This is a genomic window from Pedobacter sp. 22226 (assembly GCF_052045455.1).
Lineage (GTDB): Bacteria > Bacteroidota > Bacteroidia > Sphingobacteriales > Sphingobacteriaceae > Pedobacter > Pedobacter jeongneungensis.
In genome coordinates, this window is record NZ_JBQEPB010000009.1 from 147805 (window position 1) to 173416 (window position 25612).

Here is a 25612-nt window from a genome sequence, read left to right on the forward strand (position 1 = left end):
TGGTCTGTGAGGACACAGACCATGGATAAAAACTTAGTGTCTTCGTGCCTTGGTGGTCAAAAAAACACACCGTGGCAACACGAACCAGATAAACTGAATTGAAAAACTAAACGAATGTTAAAAGCGAAATCACTTTTATTATTACTTATTGCAGCTGCTACAGGCTTAACCAGCTTTGCCCAGGATGCAGGCCGTAAAACCATCAGCCTGAACGATCAATGGGAATTTAATAAAGAAAACGGACCTGTTGAAAAGGTAACTATCCCACATACCTGGAACGATAGAGATGTGTTAGATGATGCAGCTGGTTATTACCGTGGTTTGGGTATTTATAAACGTAAATTAAAACTCGACGAAACAGCAAAAGGAAAAAACATTTTTTTGGTTTTTAATGGTGTAGCGCAGGAAGCCGAAGTATTGGTTAATGGTAAATCTGCTGCTAAACACATTGGCAGTTATACCCGTTTTATCGTTCCCATTTCTCCCTATTTAAATTATAAGGATGATGTTATCGAAGTAAGGGCAAATAACCGTTTTAATGAAGATATTCCACCATTAACCGCCGATTTTACTTTTTTTGGTGGCTTATACAGAAATGTAACGCTATTAATTACCAACCCCGTTCATTTTTCGCAAAAAGAAAACGGAAGCAATGGCATTTTCATCACAACTCCTCAGGTTTCAGCTTCAGCCGCTAGTGTACAGGTTAAAAGTTCAATCGATAACGCTTCTTCAGTTAACCAAAAAGTACAGGTTGTTACCACGATTTTCGATGCGAAAGGTAGTGTGGTTATCAATCAAAGCACTGTTGTAAATATCAGTAAAGGTGTTAATATGGTGGTGGTTCAAGATATTAAATCAGTTCAGAAGCCGGAGTTATGGTCGCCGGAAAACCCTTATCTATACCGTGTGGTGACCAAAATTATCGATCCTAAGACCAAATCCGTAATCGATCAGGTTTCCAATCCATTGGGTTTCCGCTGGTTTAAATTTGATGCCGAAAAAGGATTTTTCTTAAACGATAAACCCGTAAAAATAATCGGTGCAAGCCGTCACCAGGACTACGAAAACAGGGGCAATGCTACCCCTGATGCTTTGCAGATCAGAGATATCGAACTGCTTAAAGCCATGGGAGGCAACTTTTTAAGAGTAGCGCATTATCCGCAGGATCCGCAGATTTTAGAAGCCTGCGACCGCCTGGGTATTTTGGCTTCGGTAGAAATCCCGGTGGTAAACACCATTACCGAAACAGAGGCTTTTACCAACAGCTGTTTAAACATGCAGACGGAAATGATTCAACAGAATTTCAATCACCCCAGTATCATCATTTGGGCTTATATGAATGAGATTTTGCTGCGTTTAAAATTCTCGAATGATAAACCACGCCAGCAGATTTATTTTGATCATGTACGCCAACTGGCCCAAAAACTAGATAGTTTAACCCGTAAACTGGATCCTTCGAGATACACCCTGCTGGTTAATCACGGTGCCTGGGATATCTATAACAAAGTGGGTTTAACAAAAATACCGATGATTGTAGGCTGGAATTTATACTCGGGCTGGTATTCGGGCGTTCCGGAAGATTTCGGGAAATTTTTAGACCGCCACCATAAAGAATTGCCCACTACACCTTTTATGGTTACCGAATATGGTGCTGATGCCGATCCGCGGATCCGTTCGTTTTCGCCTATCCGTTTTGATAAAAGTGTAGAGTACGGCATTAAATTTAACCAGGTTTATTTAAATGCCATGTTGAGCAGGCCTTTTGTAGCCGGTGGTGAAGCCTGGAATTTAGCCGATTTCAACTCCGAAACCCGCGAAGAAACCATGCCACATATCAATAATAAAGGGCTGTTAACCATTGGTCGCGAGCCAAAAGACACTTATTTCCTTTATCAGGCTTATTTATTGGGCAAACCATACCTCAAAATTACTTCAGCGCAATGGAAAGATAGAACAGGAACTGCAGATTCTGCCGCTTTAACGAGCACGCAGCCGGTTCAGGTTGCTACAAACCAAAAATCGGCCGAACTTTTTGTGAATGGTAAAAGTTTGGGTGTAAAAGATGCTGTAGATCATATTATCGACTGGCAGGTGCCGTTTATTAATAGCAAAAATCAGTTGCGCGTGGTTTCTGGCGATCAGACCGACCAGGCCGATATCAACTTTCAGTTACAACCATTTAAATTTAACGATGCCAATATTCCTTTTAAAAACATCAACATCCTTTTAGGATCCAAGCGTTTTTATATCGACGAAAAAGAACATCAGCTTTGGATGCCCGATCAGCCTTATAAAGCTGGTGCATGGGGCTGGATAGGCGGCGATCCTTACAAGGGAACCAATAACCGCATTACCTATGGCAGCGACAAAAATATTTTAGGTACCGATAACGATCCTGTTTTTCAAACTCAGCAGGTAGGCATTAAACAGTTTAAATTCGATGTTCCCGATGGTGAATACGAACTGGCACTTTACTTTGCCGAGCTGGTTGGTGGCGAAACCAAAGAAGCTTTGGCTTATAACCTGGATAACAACCATAAAAAAGAAGTAGAGGAGCAGCGCATTTTTGATGTTTCGATTAATGGAACAGCATTTTTGCCAAAACTGAACCTCGCTGCTGATTTTGGTTATACCACAGCGGTTAAAAAAACAACCAGGATCACGGTACAAAATGGTAAAGGCATTTCAATTGATTTTAATGCGATCGAGGGTAAGCCGGTTTTAAATGCTGTTCAGCTTAGAAAAATTTACTAATCCTTAAAATAACATGAACCAGCTACCGCTCCGTATTTTATCCATCGATGTTTTAAGGGCCATCACCATGTTTCTGATGATCTTTGTAAACGATGTTGCAGGTATAAAACATATCCCCGAATGGATAGAACATGCACCTGCCGATGCCGACTGGATGGGCTTTTCGGACCTTATTTTTCCGGCTTTTTTATTTATCGTTGGACTATCACTACCATTTGCCATTCAGAGCCGAAAAGATAAGGGTGCCGGTTTGTTCTCTGTTTCGGGTTACATTGCCTTAAGGGCATTTGCCTTAATTGTGATAGGCTTTTTTCATGTTAATTTAGAAAATTACGACGGGCAATCTGCCTTGTTATCCTATTCGGTTTACACCATTCTCATTACGATTGGTTTTTTCCTCGTGTGGTTAGATTATCCTTCAACGTTCTCCAGACTAAAAAAGAATGGGTTTATCGCCCTCGGCATCGTATTAATTGCAATGTTGGCATTGCTTTATAAAGGTGGTTCGGCAGAAAAACCTGAAACTTTAAAACCACACTGGTGGGGAATTCTTGGGATTATCGGCTGGGCTTATCTTGTTTCGGCTTTTGTATATCTTTTTTCAAAAGGAAATATTCTGGCACTTATGCTGGCCTTTGTCGCATTTGCCGCCATCAATATTACTTCGCACATGGGCATTTTTCAACACCACTTATGGATCATTGGCGATGCTTCTTCCATCACGCTGATGATGGGCGGTGCACTGGTTACCTCGATGTATAAAAAACTGATCGGTAATAAAAAATACCTCGATTTCTGGATCATGATTATATTTTATGGTTTGTTATCCTTTGCTTTTGGCATGTTTATCAGGCCGTATGCTGGAGGAATTTCTAAAATTTATGCCACTCCGGCCTGGGTATTTGTATGCATGGGCATTACCATTCTGGTTTTCGCATTGTTGATTTATATTGTGGATGTAAAACATAAAAAAAACTGGTTTAAAATCATTAAACCCGCTGGTACCAGTACCCTAACCTGTTACCTTATCCCATATTTATTATACTCGCTCTTTCATTTAGTTCATTTCCACTTTCCACATTTCCTGAGTTCGGGCATTGGTGGCATCATCAGGTCCTTTTTTATTTCCTTTTTGGTGATTGGGATCGTGTACTTTTTAGAAAAGAAAAAATTACGGTTAAAAGTTTAATTTCAAGATACATGTTAAAGTTAGTTAGATACCTGTTTTTATTTATTGTGCTGATATTCAGTCAGTTGTTGTTTGCGCAGCAATCTGTTCGTTTAAACAATAACTGGGAGTTTGTAAAACAAGATCTCGGTGGCGTTTGGGAAGCTGTGCGCCCTGTTGGTGTGGGCAATCCTGAAGCTGTACCACTCTGGCAGAAAGTAACGTTACCGCATTGCGTAAATGCAGAAGATGCCGTTGATCCTGATGTAAACTATTATCAGGGACCAGCCTGGTACCGTTCGCAGCTTAAAATCGATAATCCTTACCAAAACGGAAGAACGATTTTGCATTTCGAAGGTGCCGGACAAAAAACAGAAGTTTACGTGTACACCACCAAAGTAGGTACGCATGTTGGCGGGTACGACGAATGGACCGTTGATATTACCGATGCTGTAGCCGCTTTCAAAAAAACGGATGTTTATCAAAAACAGTTTAAAGGTAAAGTGCCGGTTTCAGTAAGAACCGATAACTCAAGAGACCTCGAAATGATCCCTTCTGATCTATCTGATTTTAATATTTATGGCGGTATTTACCGCTATTTAAATTTGGTTTATGCACCTTCACTTTCAGTTGATAAAATGTTTGCCAAAGCCGAAGTAGATGCGCAGGGTAAATTGGGAAAATTAAGCGTTAGAACCCGTTTATACAATCCTTCAGGCATTAAAGAAGCTATTATACAACTAAAACTGGTTGATGCTGCCGGTAAAGTTGTGACCAAAACAGAGAAAAAACTTAATAGTTTAACTGGCGATATCGATTTATGGTCGGTAGAAGTGAAAAAAACGCAATTATGGTCAGCTGATAAGCCTATTCAATACACGCTACAGTACGAAGTAATCGCTTCAACCGGAAATTACAAAGGAGAAGAAAAAATTGGTTTCCGTCATATAGAATTTGTGGAGAAAGGACCATTTAACCTCAACGGAAAACGTTTATTGTTGCGCGGAACACACCGCCACGAAGACCACGCAGGTGTTGGCGCGGCGATGACGGAAGGTATGATCCGCCAGGAGATGCAGATGATGAAAGATATGGGCGTTAATTTTATCCGTTTGGGCCATTATCAGCAATCGCGTATCGTGTTAAACCTTTGTGATAGTCTGGGCATATTAGTTTGGGAAGAAATTCCATGGTGCCGTGGCGGTTTAGGTGGCGATATTTACAAACAACAGGCAAAAAGAATGCTCACCAATATGGTTGAGCAGCATTATAACCATCCTGCCATTATTATCTGGGGGCTAGGCAACGAAAACGACTGGCCGGGCGATTTTCCTGAATTTGATAAGGAAAAAATCAGGAATTTTATGAAAGAGCTAAACGATCTTTCACACCAATTGGATAAATCGCGTTATACCGCCATCCGCCGTTGCGATTTCTGCAGCGACATTGTAGATGTGTATTCGCCATCTATCTGGGCAGGTTGGTACCGTGGTGCCTATACTGATTATAAAAAAGCTTCAGAAGATGAATTTGCCAAAGTTAAACGCTTTTTGCACGTAGAGTGGGGCGGCGATAGCCATGCCTTGCGCCATTCAGAAAACCCTGATAAAGCTTTAAGCAAAATCAAAACAGGTGGCAGTGCCGACGAAAGGGCAGGTGATGCCTCATTGTACGGGGGAGCAGCAAGGATCTCTAAAGATGGCGACTGGAGCGAATCATACATCGCCAATTTAATCGACTGGCATTTAAAAGAACAGGAAACCATGCCGTGGTTAAGTGGCAGCGCTTATTGGCCTTTTAAGGATTTTTCTACCGCAATACGTCCCGATAACCCCGTGCCTTATGTAAACCAGAAAGGGGTAGTAGAAAGGGATTTTACCAAAAAAGAATCTTACTACGTTTTCCAGTCATACTGGACGGAAAAACCGATGGTCCATATTTACGGACATACCTGGCCGGTACGCTGGGGTGATGAAGGCGAAGAAAAAATGGTTAAAATATATTCGAACTGTAGTGAAGCTGAAATTTTTCTGAATGGTAAAAGTTTTGGTAGCAAAAAACGCAACAGTCAGGATTACCCTGCGGCTGGCTTGCGCTGGAACCTTCCTTTTGTAAAAGGTGAAAATACCGTAAAGGTAATTGCTAAAAAAGGAAAAGAAACTGTAACAGACGAAATTAAATTTACTTACCAGACCGAAAAATGGACCAAACCTGCTAAATTGGAACTAAAGAAAATTGATCAGCAGGATGATGTGGCTACCGTTGAAGTAAAGCTTTTTGATGATAATGGGGTGCCATGTTTAGATGCCATTAACTGGATAACGTTTGGTTTAACCGGGGATGGTAAATTAATTGATAATCAGGGTACTTCTTCCGGATCGCGTAAAGTACAGGCTTACAATGGAAGAGCCATTATTAAGGTGAGATTAAATAAAGGACAGAGTGCAGTTTCCGTAAGTTCAGAAGGTTTAAAAACAGTTTTTACAACATTATAACAGCTAACCAAGAAAAATATAAACCAATGAAAAAAATCATCCCTTATGCATTATTGCTGCTGCTCTGTTTTACAGGAACAGCCGATGCATCCTCAAAGCCCGGTCCGAAAGAAACAGATTTAAAAAAACAGGCAGAAATTTTGTTGAAAAAACAGATTTTGGCCGATGCAGCCTGGGCCATGCAACAGAAGCCGGTTACCGTTACTGCTTCATCTTCGCCAAGAAGTGCGGGTGGAAAACATGATTTCTTCTCCGAAGCCGATTATTTCTGGCCTGATCCGCAAAATCCCGATGGCCCATATATCAACAGGGATGGATTAACCAATCCTGATAATTTTTTGGATCACCGTAAGGCAATGGTACGTTTCAGTAAGATTATCGGTGCTTTAGCCTCCGCTTATAAAATTACCGGCGACGAAAAATATGTAAAAGAAGCCGTTAAACACTTTCAGGCCTGGTTTATCAATTCAGAAACGCTGATGAACCCCAATTTACTATTTGCACAGGCTGTAAAAGGAAAGTTTACCGGTCGTAACTATGGCATTATCGATACCATCCATTTAATGGAGGTAGCCCAGGGGGCATTTGTGATGCAAAAAGCTAAAGCTTTCGACCCTAAAACCGCAAAAGGCGTTAAAAAATGGTTTGCCGATTATACGTTATGGTTAAATACGAGTAAACCAGGCATCCAGGAGAAAACCGTTAAAAACAACCATGCCACCTGCTGGGCCATGCAGGTAGCTTCGTTTGCCAAACTTTGTGGCGACGAAAACATGCTCGATTCTTTGCGTACCAGCTATAAAACCATTCTGTTACCAAACCAGATGGGTGTTGATGGTAGTTTCCCGTTAGAAATTGCCCGTACAAAGCCTTATGGTTATTCGATCTTTAACCTTGATGCCATGACCATGCTCTGCCAGATTTTATCTACCCCAAAAGATAACCTTTGGAACTTTGAAACTGCCGACGGTAAATCCATCAAAAAAGGGATCACTTATCTGTATCCGTTTATTGCCGATAAAAGCAAATGGACCTTACAGCCCGATGTAATGTACTGGGAGAACTGGCCGGTAGCACAACCGTTTTTATTGTTTGGTGCGGTAGAGTTTAAACAGGCAAACTGGTACCAAACCTGGGCAAAATTAGATCACAAACCACAAGTAGAAGAAGTAATTAGAAATTTACCTATCCGTAACCCAATAATCTGGTTATAACATGAATATAAAATTCACTATCACGGCATTATGTATGCTGTCTTTCAGTGTTGTTAAAGCACAGCAAGTTAATGTTGCAAAGGCTTTTGCATCAGCTGCCAAACAAACCGATGTACTCATTAAAAATGTAGATTCGGCCCGGAAATTAAAGCCAAACCTGGTCTCGCCACGTACGGTAGAAAACGGCCAGTTTAAAATGGTGGTTTCTAAAGATTGGACAAGTGGATTTTTTCCGGCAGAGCTATGGTATTTCTATCAATATACCAAGGATAAAAAATGGCTTGAACTGGCTAAAAAATATACCGAAGACATTAAAAAAGAACAATTTAATAAAGGAACACACGATCTGGGTTTCATGATCTATTGCCCTTTTGGCAACGGCTTCCGTTTAACCAATGATCCCGCTTACAAAGCAGTAATTGTCCAGGCGGCAAAATCATTGTCTACCAGGTTTAATGCAACTGCAGGTGTAATTAAATCGTGGGATCATAACGGCGATAAATGGAAATACCCGGTGATTATCGATAACATGATGAACCTTGAATTATTATTTGAAACCACGAAATTAACAGGCGATTCATCTTTTTATAAAATTGCTGTAAAACATGCCAACACTACATTAAAAAACCATTTCAGACCTGATTTTAGCTCTTACCATGTGATTGATTATGATACTTTAACCGGCAATGTACGCCAGAAGGTAACTGCACAGGGTTATGCAAACGAATCGGCATGGGCACGTGGACAGGCATGGGCATTGTATGGTTATACCATGTGTTACGTTGAAACCAAAAATAAAGCATATTTGGCTCAGGCTGATGGTATTGCGGGTTTTATCTTAAACAGTAAAATAACTCCGGCAGATGGTATTCCATACTGGGATTATAATGATCCTAAAATTCCGGACGTTTCGCGTGATGCCTCTGCTGCTGCAATTACGGCATCTGCACTTTATGATCTGTCAAAATACAGTGACAATGGCAGAAAATATAAAGCAGCTGCCGATAAAATTTTATATTCTTTAAGTACAAAATATACGAGCAAACCTGGTGATAACTATGGTTTTATTTTAGAGCACAGCACAGGTCATCGTCCGGCTAAATCGGAGGTAGATGTGCCGATTAATTATGCGGATTATTATTACCTGGAAGCTTTATTAAGAAAAAAGAAAATGGATGATTTCATATATAATTAAGCGATAAACAGTTATGCAGAAATGTTCGGAAACAAATCTGTTATAAGCTGCTAATTTTGAAATTTTATAGTGCAAATGATCGATTTATTCGGAAATTGTACCGCTGATAATAGCAAAAACGTCGCTCAGGCGACGAAATTAAATAAATATATTGTAATGAAACAAAATCTGAGCATCCTATTGGTTTTGGCAACTGCATTTACTGCGGCCGCACAGAACAAAAAAGCCACAAAACCGGTACAATCCTATACCGTAGCCAATAAAAAAGTAACCGTTTATACCACTGCCGAAAAGTCAGAATATCGCATCAGTAAAACCGAAACCTTAAATTTCGTTGAGAATAAACAACCTTTTGAAACAGAGCCATGTATTTTTGTAGATCCAACGGTTAAATATCAAACTTTGGTGGGCATTGGTGGTGCACTTACTGATGCTTCTGCCGAAACATTTGCCAAGTTATCTAAAAAGAACCAGCAGGAACTTTTAACCGCTTACTACAGCCCTGATAAAGGGATCGGTTATACTTTGGCCCGTACCAATATTGCCAGTTGCGATTTCTCGAGTGGAAGTTATACCTACGTTCAGGATAACGATGCAGCCCTTAAAACCTTTAGCGTGGCACACGATGAGCAATTTAAAATCCCTTTGATTAAACAGGCCACAGCAGCAGCAGGTGGTAAACTTCCTTTGTTTGTGAGTCCCTGGTCGCCACCAGCCTGGATGAAAGATAATAACAGTTTGATTCAGGGCGGACATTTATTACCTGCCTTCCGTCAGAGCTGGGCCAATCACTATGTGAAATTTATTAAAACTTACGAAGCGATGGGCATTCCGATCTGGGGTTTGAGTGTACAGAACGAGCCCATGGCTAAACAGAAATGGGAATCGTGTGTATTTACCGCCGAAGAGGAACGCGATTTTATTAAAAACTTCTTAGGTCCAACTTTACAGAAATCAGGTCTTGCTTCAAAAAAACTAATTGCATGGGACCATAACCGCGATCAGCTTTTTCAAAGGGCAAGCACTATTTTAAATGATAAAGATGCTGCCAAATATGTTTGGGGTATTGGTTTCCACTGGTACGAAACATGGACAGGCAGTGGCATGCAGTTTGGCAATGTAAAACAAACACATGAAGCTTATCCTGATAAAGCGCTCATTTTTACCGAAGGCTGCAAGGAAAAATACGATGTAAATAAATTAGACGACTGGACTTTAGGAGAGCGTTACGGTTACTCGATGATTAACGATTTTAATGCCGGTACAGCTGCATGGACAGACTGGAACATCCTTTTAGATGAAAAAGGCGGACCAAACCACGTGGGTAACTTTTGTTTCGCGCCTGTACATGCCGATACTAAAAATGATAAACTGATTTATACCAATGCTTATTACTATATGGGCCATTTCTCAAAATTCATCCGTCCGGGTGCTAAAAGGATTGGTGCTGCATCTAGTCGTGATAAACTCCAATCAACAGCCTTCTTAAATACCGATGGCAAACTGGTGGTAGTGGTAATGAACCAATCAGACGATAAATTAAAATACAGTTTATGGATTAAGGGCGAGGCTGCAACAACAACCAGCTTGCCGCACTCTATAACAACATTGGTAGTAGAATAACTTAAATTAACTAAACAAATGATAAAAGAAGTAGAAAGCCTGTTTTCACTAAAAAACAAGGTTGTGGTGGTTACGGGCGCTACAGGTGTTTTAGGCGAGGCTTTTGTTAACGGGTTGTGCGCTGCAGGTGCTACAATCGTTGTAATTGGTAGAAACGAAGATGCGGCCAAACAAAGGGTGGCCGATGTAACCAATGCCGGTGGAAAGGCCATTTATATTATTGCAGATGTGCTGGATGAGCAGAACCTGCTCAATGCGAATGAAACCATTATCAAAGAATTTGGCCGGATAGATGCACTGGTTAATGCGGCAGGTGGAAATGTAGCCGAAGCAGTTATCCAGCCGGGAAGTGATATTTTCGATCTTAATATTTCAGCCTTAAAACAGGCATTCGACCTCAATTTGTTCGGCACCATGTTGCCTACCCAGATTTTCGGTAAAGAAATAGCCAAAAACGGCGGCAGTATCGTAAATATTTCGTCGGTTTCTGCTAACCAGGCCATTACGCGCGTATTAGGTTACTCATTAGCCAAAACATCAATAGATTGTTATACCAAATGGATGGCTGTTGAACTGGCAAACCGTTACCAGGACAAAATCAGGATCAATTCAATTGTTCCCGGATTTTTTATCACTAACCAAAACCGGGCTTTGCTTACCAATGCAGATGGCAGCTTAACCGCAAGGGGAGAAGCCATTATCTATAAAACACCATTTAAACGTTTCGGAGATCCCGAAGAATTAATCGGTGCATTGGTATATTTGCTTAGCGATGCCTCTAAATTTGTAAACGGCGAAAATATTAAAGTTGATGGTGGCTTTACTGCATTTTCGGGAGTATAACCAAAAGTTAATCAGTGTAATCACCTTATTGTTGTAATCAATTAATCTCTGTAATCATATATAATGAAGAAGTTAGAACAAACCTGGCGTTGGTACGGACCAAATGATCCGGTAAGCTTACAAGACGTTAAACAGGCCGGTGCTACAGGTATTGTAACCGCGTTGCACCATATTCCACATGGCGAAATTTGGCCTTTGGAAGATATCAAAGAAAGAAAAGCAATTATCGAAGCATCAGGCTTAACCTGGTCGGTAGTGGAAAGTGTACCGGTGCACGAAGCAATTAAAACGCGCAGGGCAGATGCTGATCAGTATATCGAAAACTATAAAACTTCTTTGCTTAACTTATCAGCTTGCGGAATTAAGATTGTGTGCTATAATTTTATGCCGGTACTCGACTGGACACGTACACAACTGGATCTAGAAATGACCGACGGATCTAAAGCGCTTTATTTTAACTGGATCGATCTGGCGATTTTCGATTTATATATCCTGAAAAGGGAAGGTGCTGAAGCCGATTATTCCGAATCGATTCTAAAAAGAGCTAAAGATAAACATGCCACTTTATCAGAGCAGGACCTGGTTGATCTTCGCATCAACGTATTAATGGGCATCCCGAACGAAAAAGAAATTGAACTGGAAACTTTACGTGCCAGTATTAACGAATACAAAGCCATCGGTACCCAGGGTTTAAAAGAAAATTTAAAATATTTCCTTTCTTCAATTGCCGAGGTTTGTACCGAAGAAGGTATTAAAATGACCATTCACCCAGACGATCCTCCTTATGCCATTTTGGGTTTACCACGTATTGCCAGCACTTTGGAAGATTTTAACTACATCATTAAAGAAGTAGATCAGGCTTTTAATGGTGTTTGCTTCTGCACGGGCTCGTTAGGGGCCGGAATGGATAATAATGCATTAGAGATCTTTAATGCGGTTAAAGAGCGTGTATATTTTGCACACTTACGTAATGTAAAGAAAGATGAAGATGGTAGTTTCTACGAAGCAGATCATTTAGGTGGCGACGTGAATATGTACGAAATCATGAAAGCCATCACCCAAGAGAATGCTTTACGCGATAAATCGATTCCTTTCCGTCCCGATCATGGTCACCAGATGCTGGATGATTTGGCAAAAGTAACCAATCCGGGTTATTCAGCCATCGGCAGGTTACGCGGTTTAGCCGAATTAAGAGGTTTAGAAATAGGGGTAACAGGGAATTATTAAATATCGTTCTGTAGAGGAATACATTCGTCTTTCATCTCTACTCGTTTTGTCATCCTAAGGGATAATTTTCATAAAAATTAATATGAATGACAGAAGAGTCTTCGCGCAATAATAAGCCGTCAAATTCGTCATTGCGAGAAGGCTTTTTCAGCCGACGAAGCAATCTATCCAGCAAGAATCGTTAGCCAGAAAGATTGCTTCGTCGTTCCTCCTCGCAATGACGACCTTTCTAAATCTGTCAATGGTAGCGTAGTCGAAGGATCATTTCATGTTTCGTTCAATACTCTCCCGTCTTTTCCCTGCGATCTCTTTGATTAACCCTGTTTAACCCATAATTTTAACCTACCTTTAATTTGTGGCTTAAAATTTGAGTCCTCTTTCATTATGGAAAATAGCAATTATCCCAAAAAGAAGATCTTAACGCCTTCTGTAGTACACGATGATTTACCGGAGGTTAAAAAGCCTGAACATTTAAGGAAAGCACCATTGAATCATGACGATGCACTGCCAGAAAATCCTGAAAGAAATTATCACCATGAGGAACTAAAAAGTGTTACCTCCAGTCACGATGAAATTAGTCATGCCGATGATGATATCTGGAATGGGGAAGACGCCTGATCTGGTTACATAAAGCTTTTTTAGACGTTTAATCTATACTTTAGCATAAAGAATGCTGGTTAAAAAATCGTTTTTGTAAATTTTTTACCGATAAAATCAATTTTAATTGCTTCGTTCTGAAATACTTATTTGAATTAGGAAAAGCAGCTTCTAAATAGTTTAAAATATATTTTTGCATATTAAATAGAACTTCTATATTTGCAGCTCATTAAAAAATGAGCCTCGGTAGCTCAGTTGGATAGAGCAACGGTTTTCTAAACCGTGGGTCAGGGGTTCGAATCCCTTCCGGGGTACTAAACATTAACTTTTGAAGCCTGATAACTTGATTATCAGGCTTTTCTGTTTTTAGAGGTTTTAACTTTAAATACTATTTCTTTGTAGTTTGGTTATTAATTGCTTATGTAGTGTTTAATATTTTAAAATAAAAAAAGATTTATAAATCATCTATATCACCAATTATCCTATTAAAATCCTCTTCTGTTGGTAAATATTTAGCTATTTCCTTTGGTAATTGCCTGTAATTGTATGTAGCTACACCCATTGGCTTATTTACAAGTTCAAGCGCATACTCTACAGTTAGCTTGCTTTTGCTTTTACATAATAAGATTCCGATGCTTGGATTGTCTTCGGGATATTTTACTGTTTTGTCCAACAGGTGTAGATACCAATTTAATTGCTGGCTGTGTTCTGGTTTAAACTCTGTTGTTTTTAACTCGATGGCCACCATTAGTTTAAGTTTTCTGTGATAGAATAACAAATCGATAAAATATTCTTTTTCATCCAACTCTAATCTGAACTGCCTGCCCATAAAAGCAAAGTTGTTCCCAAACTGTCCAAGAGTTTTGGATATATTTTCGACCATTGCATTTTCAAGCTGTTTTTCTGTATGTGTATCTTCCAATTCCAGAAAAGAAAGATTATACTCATCCCTAAATTCAAGACGATGCTCGCTTAGCTCATTTTCACTTAATGTTTTAAGGAAATTATGCTGGAAATTTTCTTGCTTGCTATAGCTGTCAAACTTGATTTCTTCCTCAAGTACGCTTCTGCTCCAACCTCTGTTTTGGCACATTTGCAAATAGAATATCCTTTGCTTTTCTTCTTTTACCTTCGCAAATACAAGGTTGGTATGTCCCCATGGAATTTTGGACACAAGCTGTGTCCAAAATTCATTTCCTTTAGTATATTCATATACAAGTCTCATCCTGCGTAAGTTACGAGACGAAAAGCCCTTTAAGCCATTATATTCAGCCTGTATATCATTTGCTAAATTATCAATTATACTATCTCCCCATCCTGATTTAAGCTTTTGTGAAAGTATCTGGCCAATATCCAGATATAGCAAAATCAATTCCTGATTGACTGCTAAAAGACTTTTGTATTTAGCAGTACTTATTCTTTGCTTTAATTCAGCTAGTGTTTGATGATAATTAACAGGTATAACCGACATATAAAAATACTAAAATCTGGTATCCGAAATTACTCACAATATTTATCAGTTTTCTTGGAAATTTTCAATAATAAGTGTGCTAAGCTTACTCTGTTGCGATATCGCCAAATTTTAAGTTCTAACGTAGTCTGGTAACCCTGGTTCCGCTCCCAAATTATCTTCTGAAAAAATTATAACTATTGTGATAAACCCTTGGTTTTTAAGTCTTGGATAAAAAAATGACATAACTCAACTTATCATTCCTTAGTATAACGAAATGATTTTCTACCTTACCAACCCGGTTTTTATATGTTTCTGGCAGCCTTTAACATTTAACTTACCTTAAGACAGGCATCCTTGTTTTTTTCGGTCTTTAGAAATAATCCAAAGGCAGCCCATCCAGCTTAGTAATGCTGTTGAGATCCCAAGTTCGGGATCGGCAAGGCTCAGCGATGATATTATTGCAAATACAGAAATGGCAGTAGCAGTTGCAAAGGGAAGAATTTTTTTCATGGCAGGGAAATTTTGTATATCGGTATCGATCCACGAAGTCCAATAATCAATCCATTTATTTGCATTTCTGAACCTGATTTTCAATATTTCATTTCTTTGACATTTCTACCAAAATAGTCAGGCTTTTATTTTTATTGCAATCTTAATCCTGTCTTTCTGTCGCATCCTGCCTGATTATAAATTATTCAGAAAATCCATATACAACGAAACACTTCTTTCAATCCATTCATCCGATGAATTATATTCTATCCCATAATAAGCAAACAATGGCTTATAATCTGCTTTCACATATTCAAACGAAAGTTCGAATGGGCGGGTAAGCTCTTCTAAAGGATATTTATAGATTCCGTTTGCGCTAAGTTCCTGTTCATCAACCCCAAGCGAAATCGCCAGAGCAATTTTCTTCCCACCAACTTTATAGCCACTTTTACTGCCATAGGCCCATCCATGGGTTAAAACTTCATCCAGCCATTTCTTTAGCATAGCAGGTGCATTAAACCAATAATAGGGAAATTGGAATACAATTTTATCGTATTGTTCTATCAGTTTTTGTTCTGCACCAACATCGATTTTTTCATCAGGATACGCTTCGTATAATTGATGAACATGAAACTGATCTGGAAATTTATGGAGTTCATTAACCCATCTCTTATTCACAATAGAATTTTTCATGTCGGGATGGGTTACTATTATTAATGTTTTCATCTTCTTGATTTTAAAATTATGGTTACAAAAATAAGGCAGCTTACCTAAAAGATGTACATTAGCATCCAATTGTAGGGTATTATAAAAAATGTAAGTAATGTCTAAAATCAAAGAAACCTCAACTAATTTCGCGAATAAACAAGCATTGGCAGACGAATGTCCGGAAGTTTATGCGGCCAACATTATCGGCGGACAATGGGCGATTGTTATCTGTTCGTGGTTAATTAACGGAAAACTCAGGTTTGGTGAGCTAAAAAAACGATTACCAAACATTACTGAAAGGATGCTCACTTTGCAGCTTCGTAAACTTGAAGAAAATAAAATCATTACGCGTACGGTTTATGCCGAAGTACCACCTAAGGTAGAATACGAACTTACGCCGATTGGTTACGAACTTAAACCCATTATTAAACTGCTTGAAAGTTGGGGAGAAAAACACAAAGCTTTAGATGAAGAAAAGCAACCTGCAATTTAATTTGGACTTGATTTTTTTGAAACGGATATTATCTTTGCAAAAAAAATCTTTTAATACGGGATGTAGCGTAGCCAGGTATCGCGCCAGCATGGGGTGCTGGAGGTCGGAAGTTCGAATCTTCTCATCCCGACTTAATAACAAAGGCCCTTTCGGGCCTTTTTCTTTTTAACGTGGTGGATTGGTTTTACGCATGGTATCGCGTTTCAACGTATCCCGCTTGCTCGTGTCTTTTTTAGATGGCCACGACTTGCTTTTTGCAGGTTTTGTTTTTTCTGTTTTCTTTTTTGTAGTGTCCTGACGGGTTTGCGCAAAACTTGCGAAACTGATGGTACAGGCCAGCAACATCATCATTAACTTTTTCATAGGAGTAGATTTAAGAGTTTAAATACTAATGATATAACATGATGTTTTTTACAAAGGTTTTGAGTTTTTCATTTTCGCAATAAATATTTTCAGGTTATACCAAACCTGGAATTATTTGAAACACCTTTTTTATCGGATAAACAAAACTTTTTTAGCTAAACCACGCTTTTCTAAATAAAAAGATATGGAAAAATTGATCAGGCAGCTGAAAACATTTTTAGGTAACAGTGCCCGGGCCGTTAAGGTTAAAGGACCCGCAGAAATAGATATTGTAGTTAATGAGAACGAAAACATTGAGGCTTTGTTAGCCCGTTTACAGGCCCATATAATCGAAATTGTTGATGAAAATACTTTGGGAAAAATAAATCTCGTATCACCTGATGGGGAACTGAAAGAAAGTTTTTCCTTAAACCAATAACCTTACCTTACAGATGACGCAGACCGATACCAGCCGACGCACAATAGGTTTAAACTTTTTAGAAAATGGAAGCGCAGAAATACGGCTATGGGCACCCTATGCTTCAAAAGTATTTCTGGTGACCAAAAATATTGTTTCACCTATACAAATGGAGCAAGAGGAATTTGGCTACTGGTTTATTCAAACCGACGAGATAAAACCCGGAGATGAATATGGTTTTGAGATCTGGAATGAAAAAAAGAAAGAAAAATACACTTCAAATCCTTATAAACTGCGAAGAGCCGATCCCGCTGCATTATTTTTTAAAAATGGAATTGGTGAATTTTCCACCGCCTACAATACAAATAGTTTTAAGTGGACCGATCAAAAATGGAAAGAATTGGCCCAAAAAGAATACATCATTTACGAACTTCATACAGGAACCTTTACAACGGAAGGGAATTTTAAAGCAATAGAAGCTAAACTCGATTATTTGCTTGATTTAGGCATTACTGCTATCGAAATTATGCCTGTTGCACAGTTCCCGGGCGAAAGAAACTGGGGATACGATGGCGTTTTCCCTTTTGCCGTTCAAAACAGTTATGGCGGTCCGGAAGCTTTACAGCATCTGGTAAATGCCTGCCATAACAAAGGACTTGCCGTGATATTGGATGTTGTGTATAACCACATGGGGCCAGAGGGCAATTTTTTTAATGATTTCGGTCCTTATTTTACCGACAAATACCATACGCCATGGGGATCGGCCATTAATTTTGATGATGCAGATGCGGATCCTGTACGCCATTATTTTATTGAGAATGCTTTGATGTGGTTCAGGGATTTCCATATAGATGCGCTGAGGCTCGATGCGGTGCATGCCATAAAAGACCTTGGTGCAAAGCACATTCTGGCGGAAATTAAAAAATATACCGATCAGCTTTCTTCTTCTACAGGTAAAAGCCACCAGCTTTTTGTAGAACTCGATCTGAACGATAACCGCTACATTAACCCTTTAAATAAAGGTGGCTATGGTATGGATGGACAGTGGGTTGACGAATTTCACCATGCGCTCCGTGTAACAGCCGGACAGGAGAAAAACGGTTATTATGCTGATTTTAACGGGATTGAACATCTTGCAAAATCATATGAAACCGCTTATGTGTACGACGGACAGTATTCGCCACACCGGAGAAAAACTTTTGGAGCAGAGGCAAAAGAAAATGGCGGAGAACAGTTTATCGTTTTTTCTCAAAACCACGATCAGGTTGGCAACCGGATGCTCGGTGAAAGAACCAGCACTTTATTAAGTTTCGAAATGGTAAAACTCCTTGCCGGGGCAGTGTTCTGTAGCCCTTATCTCCCATTGATTTTTATGGGCGAAGAATATGGCGAAGAAAATCCTTTTCAGTTTTTTATAAGCCACACCGATAAACAACTGGTAGAAGCGGTTAGGAAAGGAAGAAAAGCCGAATTTGCAGCTTTCCACCATTCAGAAGATACACCTGATCCACAAAGTGAGGCTACTTTTAACCGCTCTAAACTCAACTGGGATAGTTTGAACGAACACAAGCACAAACTATTACTGGATTATTATAAAACATTAATTCAATTAAGAAAAAGCAACCCTGCGTTAAATCATTTAAACCGTAACCAGGTTAAGGCAAAAGCCATTACAGATCAAAATTGTTTAATCTTAAACCGTTGGCACGAAAAGCAAAAAATCACCTGTTTACTGAACTTTTCCCATCAGCAACAACAGCTTTCTATACCCGGTTTATCTAACCTGGAAATCCTCCTCAATTCCGACAGCGTGCAATGGGGAGGCGCAAACAAAGAAATACCATCAGTTTCTGATCAGGGCCACATTACCATTAATCCCGAAACCATTTTAATTTTTACAAGCGACAACCACAATGTATAATCCCAAATCTACCTACCGTATCCAGTTTAATAAAGAGTTTAACTTTAAATCGCTTGATCATATTATCCCTTACCTCGAAAATTTAGGGATTGAAACCCTCTACGCATCACCGATTTTCGAGGCATCGCCGGGAAGTACCCATGGTTACGATGTGGTTAATCCTTTAAAAATCAATCCTGAAATCGGCACCGAAAAAGAATTGTTAGCCATTAGTAAAAAACTAAAAGCAGCAGGCATTAACTGGCTACAGGATATTGTACCGAACCACATGGCATTTCATGCTGATAATGCATGGTTAATGGATGTGCTGAAAAATGGAGAAAAATCTCAGTACGCCATATTTTTCGACATCGATTATACTGAAAAGTTAATGGTTCCTTTTTTGGGAGAAGAACTGGACAATGCCATTTCCAACTCAGCCATACAGGTAACAAAAACGGGTCAGGATTATGCTTTAAGGTATGGAGATAGCAACTGGCCGGTTAATGCTGCCGGCTTAAGCTTTATTGAAAAAAATGGTTTAGAGCAAATCAATAAAAATCAGTACCTTTTAAAAAAACTGGTCGATTTACAACATTATCACCTTTGCAACTGGCAGGAAACGGATAAAAAGATCAATTATCGGCGATTTTTCACGGTAAATAGCCTCATTTGTTTAAATATTCAAAATTCTGAAGTTTTTGCAACTTACCATCAATACATCTTACAATTGGTAGAAAAAGGCATATTTCAGGGTTTAAGAATTGATCATATCGACGGGCTTTACGATCCTGAAGTTTATCTCAGTGAGTTGAGAAAGCATGCGGGCGATGATATTTACGTAGTGGTTGAAAAAATCCTGGCCCGTAACGAAGAAATGCCAGCCAAATGGGAAGCACAGGGGAATACTGGCTACGATTTTCTGGCCATGAGCAATAACCTGTTTACCAATAAAACCGCAGAAAAGCCATTCAACAAGCTTTATCAGGAGGTTACCGGTAAAAAGCAGGATCCTGCAAAACTGATGCACGAAAAGAAAACCGCTATTTTATACCAGCACATGCATGGCGAACTGGATAATCTTTTTAACCTGTTTGTGAAATCGAACCTGGTTGATCATGAACGCATCCTTTCTGTTGGTGAAGAAAAAATTAAACATGCGTTAGGCGAAATGCTGATCCAGATGCCTGTTTACCGATACTACAATTATACCTTTCCATTATCAGCGGAAGATTCTGGCAAGATAAAGGATTTATTACGCCCGGTAATAAAGAACCAAAAATTAACTGAAGCAGGCCATTTACTCGAAGAAGTGCTGTTAATTCTTCCGAACAAGCAAGATAAAACATATAACCAGAAATTACAGGCTTTTTACCAGCGCTGCATGCAGTTTACAGGGCCTTTAATGGCCAAAGGAGTAGAAGATACCCTGATGTTTACCTACAACCGTTTTGTTGGCCATAGCGAGGTTGGCGATGCAGCAGATGCTTTTGGCATAACTGCCGAAGAATTTCATCAGAATATGGTTCAAAGGCAATTGAACTGGCCATTGTCTATGAACGGAAGCTCAACACACGATACCAAAAGAGGAGAAGATGTACGGGCAAGGTTAAATGTACTTAGCGATATTCCGGAGCGCTGGGCTAAAGTTGTTGATGAACTATTAAAGCTAACGGCTTCGCTGCAACTAAAAACGCCCTCGTTTAAATGGTTGCACCAGAATGATATTTACCTCATCCTTCAAACCATTTTAGGGGCACTTACCATGCCGGGCGAAGAGGAAGATGATATGAATGACCGTTTAAATCAGTACATAGAAAAGGCCTTACGCGAAGCTAAAAAACGTTCTGATTGGGCCGAACCTGATGAAGATTACGAAAATAGTTTAAAAGATTTTGCCCAATTACTCATGAGTCCGGGGAGCAGAGGATATCAGATACTTTCAGGTTTTTTAAAAGAGATTGCCGATTTCGCGGTTGTAAACAGTTTATCGCAGTTGCTGTTGAAATTTACCTGCCCGGGCATTCCCGATATTTATCAGGGAACAGAACTTTGGGATCTGAGCCTCGTTGATCCGGATAACCGCAGGGCTGTAGATTACCAGAAAAGAACCGGTTTTATTGCTGATCTCGAAGATTCGACACCCAAAATTCTTTGGCAGCAGCGTTATTCGGGTAAAATAAAGCTATGGCTTACCAAAACGCTTTTAGAGGTTAGAAAAGGGAATCATGCGCTTTTTGAAAAAGGAGATTATATTCCGTTAATAGTTCAGGGGAAATACCGTAAAAATATTTTTGCTTTTGCCCGGAAACTGGAGCAACAGTGGATTGTAGTGGCCGTTCCGTTGGGATTGGCTTCACTAACCAAAACCATAGCCGATAAACCCTTTGACTGGCTCAATACGGAGATCTTGCTCCCTCAAAATGCACCAACTTCCTGGCAGGATTTGCTATCAGCGCAATCTGCCGTGAAAGATTTTTTAACTGAAGGGATTCAGGTCAACCAGTTGTTTACTGAAATTCCTTTGGCCATCATTGCGCTAAAAGAGAAGAAACCTGAACGATCTGCAGGCATTTTAATGCACATCACTTCTTTGCCTTCGTCATTTGGTATTGGCGATCTGGGAGCCGACGCTAAACAATTTGTAGATTTTCTTTCTGCTTCAAAACAACGTTACTGGCAGATTTTGCCGCTTAATCCGACAAAGGCAGAAAACGGACATTCGCCTTATTCGAGCAATTCGGCTATGGCAGGCAGTGTATTGCTCATTAGTCCCCGGTATTTAAAAGAGGATGGGTTACTTACCGAAAATGAACTGGAAAAGGCTACGCTTCCATTTACCGATCAGATTGATTTTAAAGCAGTAGAAAAATCGAAAATTAAATTACTCCGGCAGGCGTATAAACGATTTATAAAAAGTGAGCATCAGGCACTGCAAAACCAATATCAGGATTTCTGTAACAAAGAAAAAGACTGGCTGGATGATTTTGCCATTTATGCTGCGGTAAAAGAACACCATCAACAGTTAGAATGGTACCATTGGCCAGATGCTTATAAGAAAAAAGACCGCAAAACCATTGAAAGTTTTAGTAACACCAATGCACATGAAATTGATGAAATTAAATGGCAACAATTTATCTTTTACAAACAGTGGACGCAGTTAAAACAATATGCCAACGGGAATGGCGTACAGATGATTGGTGATCTTCCATTTTATGTAGACCGCGATTCTGTTGAGGTATGGGCCCACCCCGAACTTTTTAAACTCGGCGCCGATCTTAATCCCGAAAAAGTTGCCGGTGTTCCGCCCGACTATTTTAATGAGAAGGGGCAGCTTTGGGGGATGCCAGTTTTTAACTGGGAGCGGATGAAAGCTGAGGGATACACCTGGTGGATAAAACGTTTAAAGAAAAATATAGAACTGTTCGATTTAATCCGTCTTGATCATTTCAGGGCTTTTTCTTCCTATTGGGAGATTCCGGCAGGAGACACAGACGCCACCAACGGTAAATGGGTAAAAGGACCTGGAGCCGGTTTTTTTGAAACGGTTAAGAATGTACTGGGCGAACTGCCTTTTATTGCTGAAGATTTAGGTGAAATTTCAGACGATGTTGATGTGTTGCGAAAAAGCCTCCGTTTTCCTGGAATGAAGGTTCTTCAGTTTGCTTTTGGAGAAGACCTGCTTGCCTCGCCGCATGTTCCGCATAACTTCGATTCAACAAACTGCATTGTATATAGCGGAACACATGATAATAATACGGTTAAAGGCTGGTTTATAAGCGAAATGAACGTTAAGGCTAAAGAAAGGTTAAATTTATATGCGGGCTTTAAGGTTACTGAGCAGAATGTAAACGAAGTCATGGTTAAAACAACCTACGCTTCTATCGCTAAAACAGCCATTTTGCCGGTGCAGGATATTTTAGGTTTAGGTGAAGATACCCGCATGAATACTCCCGGAAGTATGGAACGCAACTGGCTGTGGCGCTTAAAACCGGAAAAGTTAAGCACCGCACTAACAAACTGGCTTAAAAAACAGACAGAAATGTATGGGAGGAGCATTTAAACTGCAATATTCTTTTGGGTTGTGTTTTGAATTAAACAATTTTTTAGCGAAACATGTCTTTATTAAAAAAACATCACTATGAAAAATACAATTATTTTAATACACGGCATGTTCCAGAATCCAAAAAGCTGGAAAAACTGGATTTCTTTTTTTGAATCAAAAGGATATGATGTAATTGCACCGGCTTGGCCATTGCACGAAGGTGAGCCCGCTGCATTAAGGCAAAATCCGCCAACAGGTTTAGGTACACTGGAACTCGATACCATTATTACAGCCATCGAAACGCTGATTTACGGTTTGCCTGAAAAACCGATTGTTATCGGTCATTCTGTTGGAGGCTTAATTACGCAGATTTTGGTTAACCGGGGCCTTGCTAAAACTGGGGTGGCCATCAGTTCTGTAGCACCAAACAGTATGGTTACTTTCGATTGGTCGTTCATTAAAAATGCCGCAACCATTGCCAATCCATTTAAAGGCGACGAACCGATTTATATGGACGAGGAAACTTTCCATGGAGCTTTTGCCAATACTTTATCAGAAGCAGAGAGCAGATTAGCTTATGATGATACGGCTACGCACGATAGCCGTAATGTATTCAGGGATTGTATGGGCAGTTCGGCACAAATTGATGTAGAACTTCCGCATGCACCGCTATTGTTTATCGGTGGCGAAGAAGATAAAATCTGTCCGGCCGATCTGATTAACAAAATCGCCAAAGCTTACACTGACAAGGGAAGCGCGACTGCCGTAGAGATTGTACCCGGCAAAAGTCATTTTATCTGCAACGAGCCCGGCTGGGAAACCATTGCTGCAAGCATCGAAAACTGGATCGCACAACGTCCTGAAACAAATATTTCAGATCCCATTGTAGCGCGTTATCAATAAGTTTTTACCGAAAAATGAGTAAAATGCCTTTCTTTTACATCCAGATATTGTTTTTTAATAGAATTGTTTAGTTTTGCGGCCCGTATATTGCTTACGGAAAGAAAACAAAGTATAACCTGGATCGTAAAAGATCCCAATTAAAAACAATTATGGACAAATTTAAAAAAGTACAGGAAGTTATCGCTTCAGTTGAAGCTGATGTAGCTAAATTTTATGATGGTGGTAACGCTGCAGCAGGTACACGTGTACGTAAAGCTATGCAGGATTTAAAAGTACTGGCTCAGGAAATCAGAGCTGAAGTAACTGAAAAGAAAAATACTGCAAAATAGTTAAACCGCATTTTCGCATATAAAGCTTCTGGCAATAGCCGGGGGCTTTTTTTATTTTCTGGGTGTGTTAATTGGTCTTTACTTATGCCGCCAGCTAATTCTCCCAGGATATGCATTATCTCATATGCTAGATAAATCTGGCTTATATTTTCTTATATGTCTTATATGTTCAATTTTTAGCTGTAATTATCTGTTTCAACTGCCTGATTCACTGATTATTCGCCTGCTGAAGTTTTTTAACACGCTTTAGTGTATATTTTTTGACTAATGTCAATTACAATCACCATTTGCGGTTAACTACTATTAAAGGATAGTATTAATTTTGTTGCACATGAATTTGATTGTCTGTCCGTTCATGTAAGTAGGATTTGTTTAACTTGTGATGACTTTAAGCAAAGGAAAGGGCGAACATGCAAATGTTTGCCTTTTTTTTTGTGCTTTCTTCATGCATGCGCACTTATAATTTATTTACTTTTGCAGTCCTGAGCTTAAATGATGGGTGTAAATATGGCGGAAGCAACAAATGAGCAAATAGCAATAAAGGCAACTTACTTCAGTATTATTGGTAATACGTCTTTAGCCCTGATAAAAGGCGCCGCCGGGATTTTCGGTAATTCGTACGCCCTCATTGCAGATGCCATCGAATCAACTGCCGATATTTTTTCCTCAGTTCTGGTGCTTTTCGGTATCAAATATTCCAACCGTCCTGCTGATGAAAACCATCCTTATGGCCATGGCAGGGCAGAACCGCTGATTACCTTTTTAGTAGTTGGTTTTTTGATTACTTCGGCCACCATCATTGCTTACGAGAGTATCGAAAACATACAAACCCCTCATGGTTTACCCAAGCCTTTTACTTTATTTATTCTTGGGGCAATCATCATCTGGAAAGAAATTTCTTTCCGCCTGGTAATGAAAAGAAGTAAAGAGACCAACAGTTCTTCTTTAAAAGCAGATGCCTGGCACCACAGGAGCGATGCCATCACTTCTGTTGCTGCCTTTATCGGAATTTCGGTAGCCCTGATTATGGGCAAAGGTTACGAAGCTGCCGATGATTGGTCGGCATTATTTGCTGCGGGTTTTATCCTCTACAACTGTTACCATATTTTCAGGCCGGCTTTGGGCGAAATTATGGACGAAAACATGTACGAAGATATCATAGAGGAAATCAGAAAAGTTGCCATCACCGTACAGGGCATTTTGGGTACCGAAAAATGTTTTATCCGTAAATCCGGGATGAAATATCATGTAGACCTTCACGCCTTGGTTGACGGCAGTCTTTCGGTAACAGACGGACATGAGCTGGCGCACAAACTTCAGGATACCCTCCATCAGGATATCCCCGAACTCGGCAATATTTTAATCCACATTGAACCGGCCGGTCATCGCCATTAATGCCTTTTCAGCTTAAAA

At 39.7% G+C, this 25612-nt stretch carries 20 protein-coding genes and 2 tRNA genes; 18 read left to right on the plus strand and 4 right to left on the minus strand.

Features of this window, described 5'->3' with window-relative positions:
• Positions 1–114: 114 nt before the first annotated feature.
• The 10 genes from ACTJKC_RS20170 (at position 115) to ACTJKC_RS20215 (ending at position 13433) form a co-directional block, all read left to right on the plus strand.
• Positions 115–2757, plus strand: a complete 2643-nt coding sequence (locus ACTJKC_RS20170; protein ID WP_440794747.1) for a glycoside hydrolase family 2 TIM barrel-domain containing protein — start codon at positions 115–117, stop codon at positions 2755–2757.
• Between the two features lie 13 nt (positions 2758–2770).
• Complete coding sequence (locus ACTJKC_RS20175; RefSeq protein WP_440794749.1) at positions 2771–3946, plus strand: heparan-alpha-glucosaminide N-acetyltransferase domain-containing protein; 1176 nt, start codon at positions 2771–2773, stop codon at positions 3944–3946.
• A gap of 11 nt (positions 3947–3957) precedes the next feature.
• The gene (locus ACTJKC_RS20180) at positions 3958–6420 is read left to right on the plus strand and encodes a glycoside hydrolase family 2 TIM barrel-domain containing protein (protein WP_440794751.1); all 2463 of its coding nucleotides are present in this window, start codon (positions 3958–3960) and stop codon (positions 6418–6420) included.
• Between the two features lie 26 nt (positions 6421–6446).
• Positions 6447–7634 (plus strand): alginate lyase family protein, encoded by a 1188-nt coding sequence (locus ACTJKC_RS20185; RefSeq protein ID WP_440794753.1) that lies wholly within the window; start codon positions 6447–6449, stop codon positions 7632–7634.
• Between the two features lies 1 nt (position 7635).
• Entirely contained in the window at positions 7636–8829 is a 1194-nt protein-coding gene (locus tag ACTJKC_RS20190) for a glycoside hydrolase family 88 protein (protein ID WP_440794755.1), read from the plus strand.
• A 156-nt stretch (positions 8830–8985) separates the two neighbouring features.
• Positions 8986–10452, plus strand: coding sequence for a glycoside hydrolase family 30 protein (locus tag ACTJKC_RS20195; RefSeq protein WP_440794757.1), 1467 nt, complete (start codon positions 8986–8988; stop codon positions 10450–10452).
• Positions 10453–10470: 18 nt separating this feature from the next.
• Positions 10471–11295 carry an SDR family oxidoreductase gene (locus ACTJKC_RS20200; RefSeq protein WP_344851753.1) on the plus strand — a complete coding sequence of 275 codons (825 nt, stop codon included), beginning with the start codon at positions 10471–10473 and terminating at the stop codon, positions 11293–11295.
• 63 nt (positions 11296–11358) lie between these two features.
• Positions 11359–12522: a mannonate dehydratase gene (gene uxuA, locus ACTJKC_RS20205; protein WP_440794760.1), complete on the plus strand. Its 1164-nt coding sequence runs from the start codon at positions 11359–11361 to the stop codon at positions 12520–12522.
• 384 nt (positions 12523–12906) lie between these two features.
• The gene (locus ACTJKC_RS20210) at positions 12907–13140 is read left to right on the plus strand and encodes a hypothetical protein (RefSeq protein WP_440794762.1); all 234 of its coding nucleotides are present in this window, start codon (positions 12907–12909) and stop codon (positions 13138–13140) included.
• Positions 13141–13359: 219 nt separating this feature from the next.
• Positions 13360–13433, plus strand: a tRNA-Arg gene (locus tag ACTJKC_RS20215).
• Positions 13434–13573: 140 nt separating this feature from the next.
• On the opposite strand, the gene ACTJKC_RS20220 is transcribed toward ACTJKC_RS20215, so the two are convergent.
• The 3 genes from ACTJKC_RS20220 to ACTJKC_RS20230 all read right to left on the minus strand — a co-directional run bounded on the left by ACTJKC_RS20220 (position 13574) and on the right by ACTJKC_RS20230 (position 15787).
• The gene (locus ACTJKC_RS20220; protein ID WP_440794764.1) at positions 13574–14590 is read right to left on the minus strand and encodes a PDDEXK nuclease domain-containing protein; all 1017 of its coding nucleotides are present in this window, start codon (positions 14588–14590) and stop codon (positions 13574–13576) included.
• A gap of 321 nt (positions 14591–14911) precedes the next feature.
• Positions 14912–15082 (minus strand): hypothetical protein, encoded by a 171-nt coding sequence (locus ACTJKC_RS20225; RefSeq protein WP_344851756.1) that lies wholly within the window; start codon positions 15080–15082, stop codon positions 14912–14914.
• 174 nt (positions 15083–15256) lie between these two features.
• Positions 15257–15787 carry an NAD(P)H-dependent oxidoreductase gene (locus tag ACTJKC_RS20230; RefSeq protein WP_440794766.1) on the minus strand — a complete coding sequence of 177 codons (531 nt, stop codon included), beginning with the start codon at positions 15785–15787 and terminating at the stop codon, positions 15257–15259.
• A 97-nt stretch (positions 15788–15884) separates the two neighbouring features.
• On the opposite strand from ACTJKC_RS20230, the gene ACTJKC_RS20235 reads away from it, so the two are divergent.
• Both ACTJKC_RS20235 and ACTJKC_RS20240 read left to right on the plus strand, forming a co-directional pair.
• Entirely contained in the window at positions 15885–16262 is a 378-nt protein-coding gene (locus ACTJKC_RS20235) for a winged helix-turn-helix transcriptional regulator (protein WP_440794768.1), read from the plus strand.
• A 56-nt stretch (positions 16263–16318) separates the two neighbouring features.
• Positions 16319–16392 (plus strand) — tRNA-Pro (locus ACTJKC_RS20240).
• A gap of 35 nt (positions 16393–16427) precedes the next feature.
• Here ACTJKC_RS20240 and ACTJKC_RS20245 read toward each other — a convergent pair.
• Positions 16428–16625, minus strand: a complete 198-nt coding sequence (locus ACTJKC_RS20245) for a hypothetical protein (RefSeq protein WP_344851759.1) — start codon at positions 16623–16625, stop codon at positions 16428–16430.
• 184 nt (positions 16626–16809) lie between these two features.
• On the opposite strand from ACTJKC_RS20245, the gene ACTJKC_RS20250 reads away from it, so the two are divergent.
• From ACTJKC_RS20250 to ACTJKC_RS20275, 6 genes are all read left to right on the plus strand, one after another.
• Positions 16810–17043 (plus strand): hypothetical protein, encoded by a 234-nt coding sequence (locus ACTJKC_RS20250; RefSeq protein ID WP_440794770.1) that lies wholly within the window; start codon positions 16810–16812, stop codon positions 17041–17043.
• 13 nt (positions 17044–17056) lie between these two features.
• Positions 17057–18943: a malto-oligosyltrehalose trehalohydrolase gene (treZ, locus tag ACTJKC_RS20255; protein WP_440794772.1), complete on the plus strand. Its 1887-nt coding sequence runs from the start codon at positions 17057–17059 to the stop codon at positions 18941–18943.
• Positions 18936–22985, plus strand: a complete 4050-nt coding sequence (gene treY, locus ACTJKC_RS20260) for a malto-oligosyltrehalose synthase (RefSeq protein ID WP_440794774.1) — start codon at positions 18936–18938, stop codon at positions 22983–22985. The genes treZ and treY overlap by 8 nt, the downstream gene beginning before the upstream one ends.
• Positions 22986–23063: 78 nt before the next feature.
• The gene (locus tag ACTJKC_RS20265; protein WP_440794776.1) at positions 23064–23870 is read left to right on the plus strand and encodes an alpha/beta hydrolase; all 807 of its coding nucleotides are present in this window, start codon (positions 23064–23066) and stop codon (positions 23868–23870) included.
• A gap of 149 nt (positions 23871–24019) precedes the next feature.
• A complete protein-coding gene (locus tag ACTJKC_RS20270; RefSeq protein ID WP_344851764.1) occupies positions 24020–24199 on the plus strand; it encodes a histone H1 in 180 nt (59 codons plus the stop codon).
• A 507-nt stretch (positions 24200–24706) separates the two neighbouring features.
• Entirely contained in the window at positions 24707–25594 is an 888-nt protein-coding gene (locus ACTJKC_RS20275) for a cation diffusion facilitator family transporter (protein ID WP_344851765.1), read from the plus strand.
• The last annotated feature ends 18 nt before the right edge of the window (positions 25595–25612 follow it).

What these genes read in the sequence shown, in the direction of transcription:
- ACTJKC_RS20170 (WP_440794747.1), top strand. Translation starts at nt 115, where the DNA reads ATGTTAAAAGCGAAATCACTTTTATTATTACTTATTGCAGCTGCTACA.
- ACTJKC_RS20175 (WP_440794749.1), top strand. Translation starts at nt 2,771, where the DNA reads ATGAACCAGCTACCGCTCCGTATTTTATCCATCGATGTTTTAAGGGCC.
- ACTJKC_RS20180 (WP_440794751.1), top strand. Translation starts at nt 3,958, where the DNA reads ATGTTAAAGTTAGTTAGATACCTGTTTTTATTTATTGTGCTGATATTC.
- ACTJKC_RS20185 (WP_440794753.1), top strand. Translation starts at nt 6,447, where the DNA reads ATGAAAAAAATCATCCCTTATGCATTATTGCTGCTGCTCTGTTTTACA.
- ACTJKC_RS20190 (WP_440794755.1), top strand. Translation starts at nt 7,636, where the DNA reads ATGAATATAAAATTCACTATCACGGCATTATGTATGCTGTCTTTCAGT.
- ACTJKC_RS20195 (WP_440794757.1), top strand. Translation starts at nt 8,986, where the DNA reads ATGAAACAAAATCTGAGCATCCTATTGGTTTTGGCAACTGCATTTACT.
- ACTJKC_RS20200 (WP_344851753.1), top strand. Translation starts at nt 10,471, where the DNA reads ATGATAAAAGAAGTAGAAAGCCTGTTTTCACTAAAAAACAAGGTTGTG.
- uxuA (WP_440794760.1), top strand. Translation starts at nt 11,359, where the DNA reads ATGAAGAAGTTAGAACAAACCTGGCGTTGGTACGGACCAAATGATCCG.
- ACTJKC_RS20210 (WP_440794762.1), top strand. Translation starts at nt 12,907, where the DNA reads ATGGAAAATAGCAATTATCCCAAAAAGAAGATCTTAACGCCTTCTGTA.
- ACTJKC_RS20220 (WP_440794764.1), bottom strand. Translation starts at nt 14,590, where the DNA reads ATGTCGGTTATACCTGTTAATTATCATCAAACACTAGCTGAATTAAAG.
- ACTJKC_RS20225 (WP_344851756.1), bottom strand. Translation starts at nt 15,082, where the DNA reads ATGAAAAAAATTCTTCCCTTTGCAACTGCTACTGCCATTTCTGTATTT.
- ACTJKC_RS20230 (WP_440794766.1), bottom strand. Translation starts at nt 15,787, where the DNA reads ATGAAAACATTAATAATAGTAACCCATCCCGACATGAAAAATTCTATT.
- ACTJKC_RS20235 (WP_440794768.1), top strand. Translation starts at nt 15,885, where the DNA reads ATGTCTAAAATCAAAGAAACCTCAACTAATTTCGCGAATAAACAAGCA.
- ACTJKC_RS20245 (WP_344851759.1), bottom strand. Translation starts at nt 16,625, where the DNA reads ATGAAAAAGTTAATGATGATGTTGCTGGCCTGTACCATCAGTTTCGCA.
- ACTJKC_RS20250 (WP_440794770.1), top strand. Translation starts at nt 16,810, where the DNA reads ATGGAAAAATTGATCAGGCAGCTGAAAACATTTTTAGGTAACAGTGCC.
- treZ (WP_440794772.1), top strand. Translation starts at nt 17,057, where the DNA reads ATGACGCAGACCGATACCAGCCGACGCACAATAGGTTTAAACTTTTTA.
- treY (WP_440794774.1), top strand. Translation starts at nt 18,936, where the DNA reads ATGTATAATCCCAAATCTACCTACCGTATCCAGTTTAATAAAGAGTTT.
- ACTJKC_RS20265 (WP_440794776.1), top strand. Translation starts at nt 23,064, where the DNA reads ATGAAAAATACAATTATTTTAATACACGGCATGTTCCAGAATCCAAAA.
- ACTJKC_RS20270 (WP_344851764.1), top strand. Translation starts at nt 24,020, where the DNA reads ATGGACAAATTTAAAAAAGTACAGGAAGTTATCGCTTCAGTTGAAGCT.
- ACTJKC_RS20275 (WP_344851765.1), top strand. Translation starts at nt 24,707, where the DNA reads ATGGCGGAAGCAACAAATGAGCAAATAGCAATAAAGGCAACTTACTTC.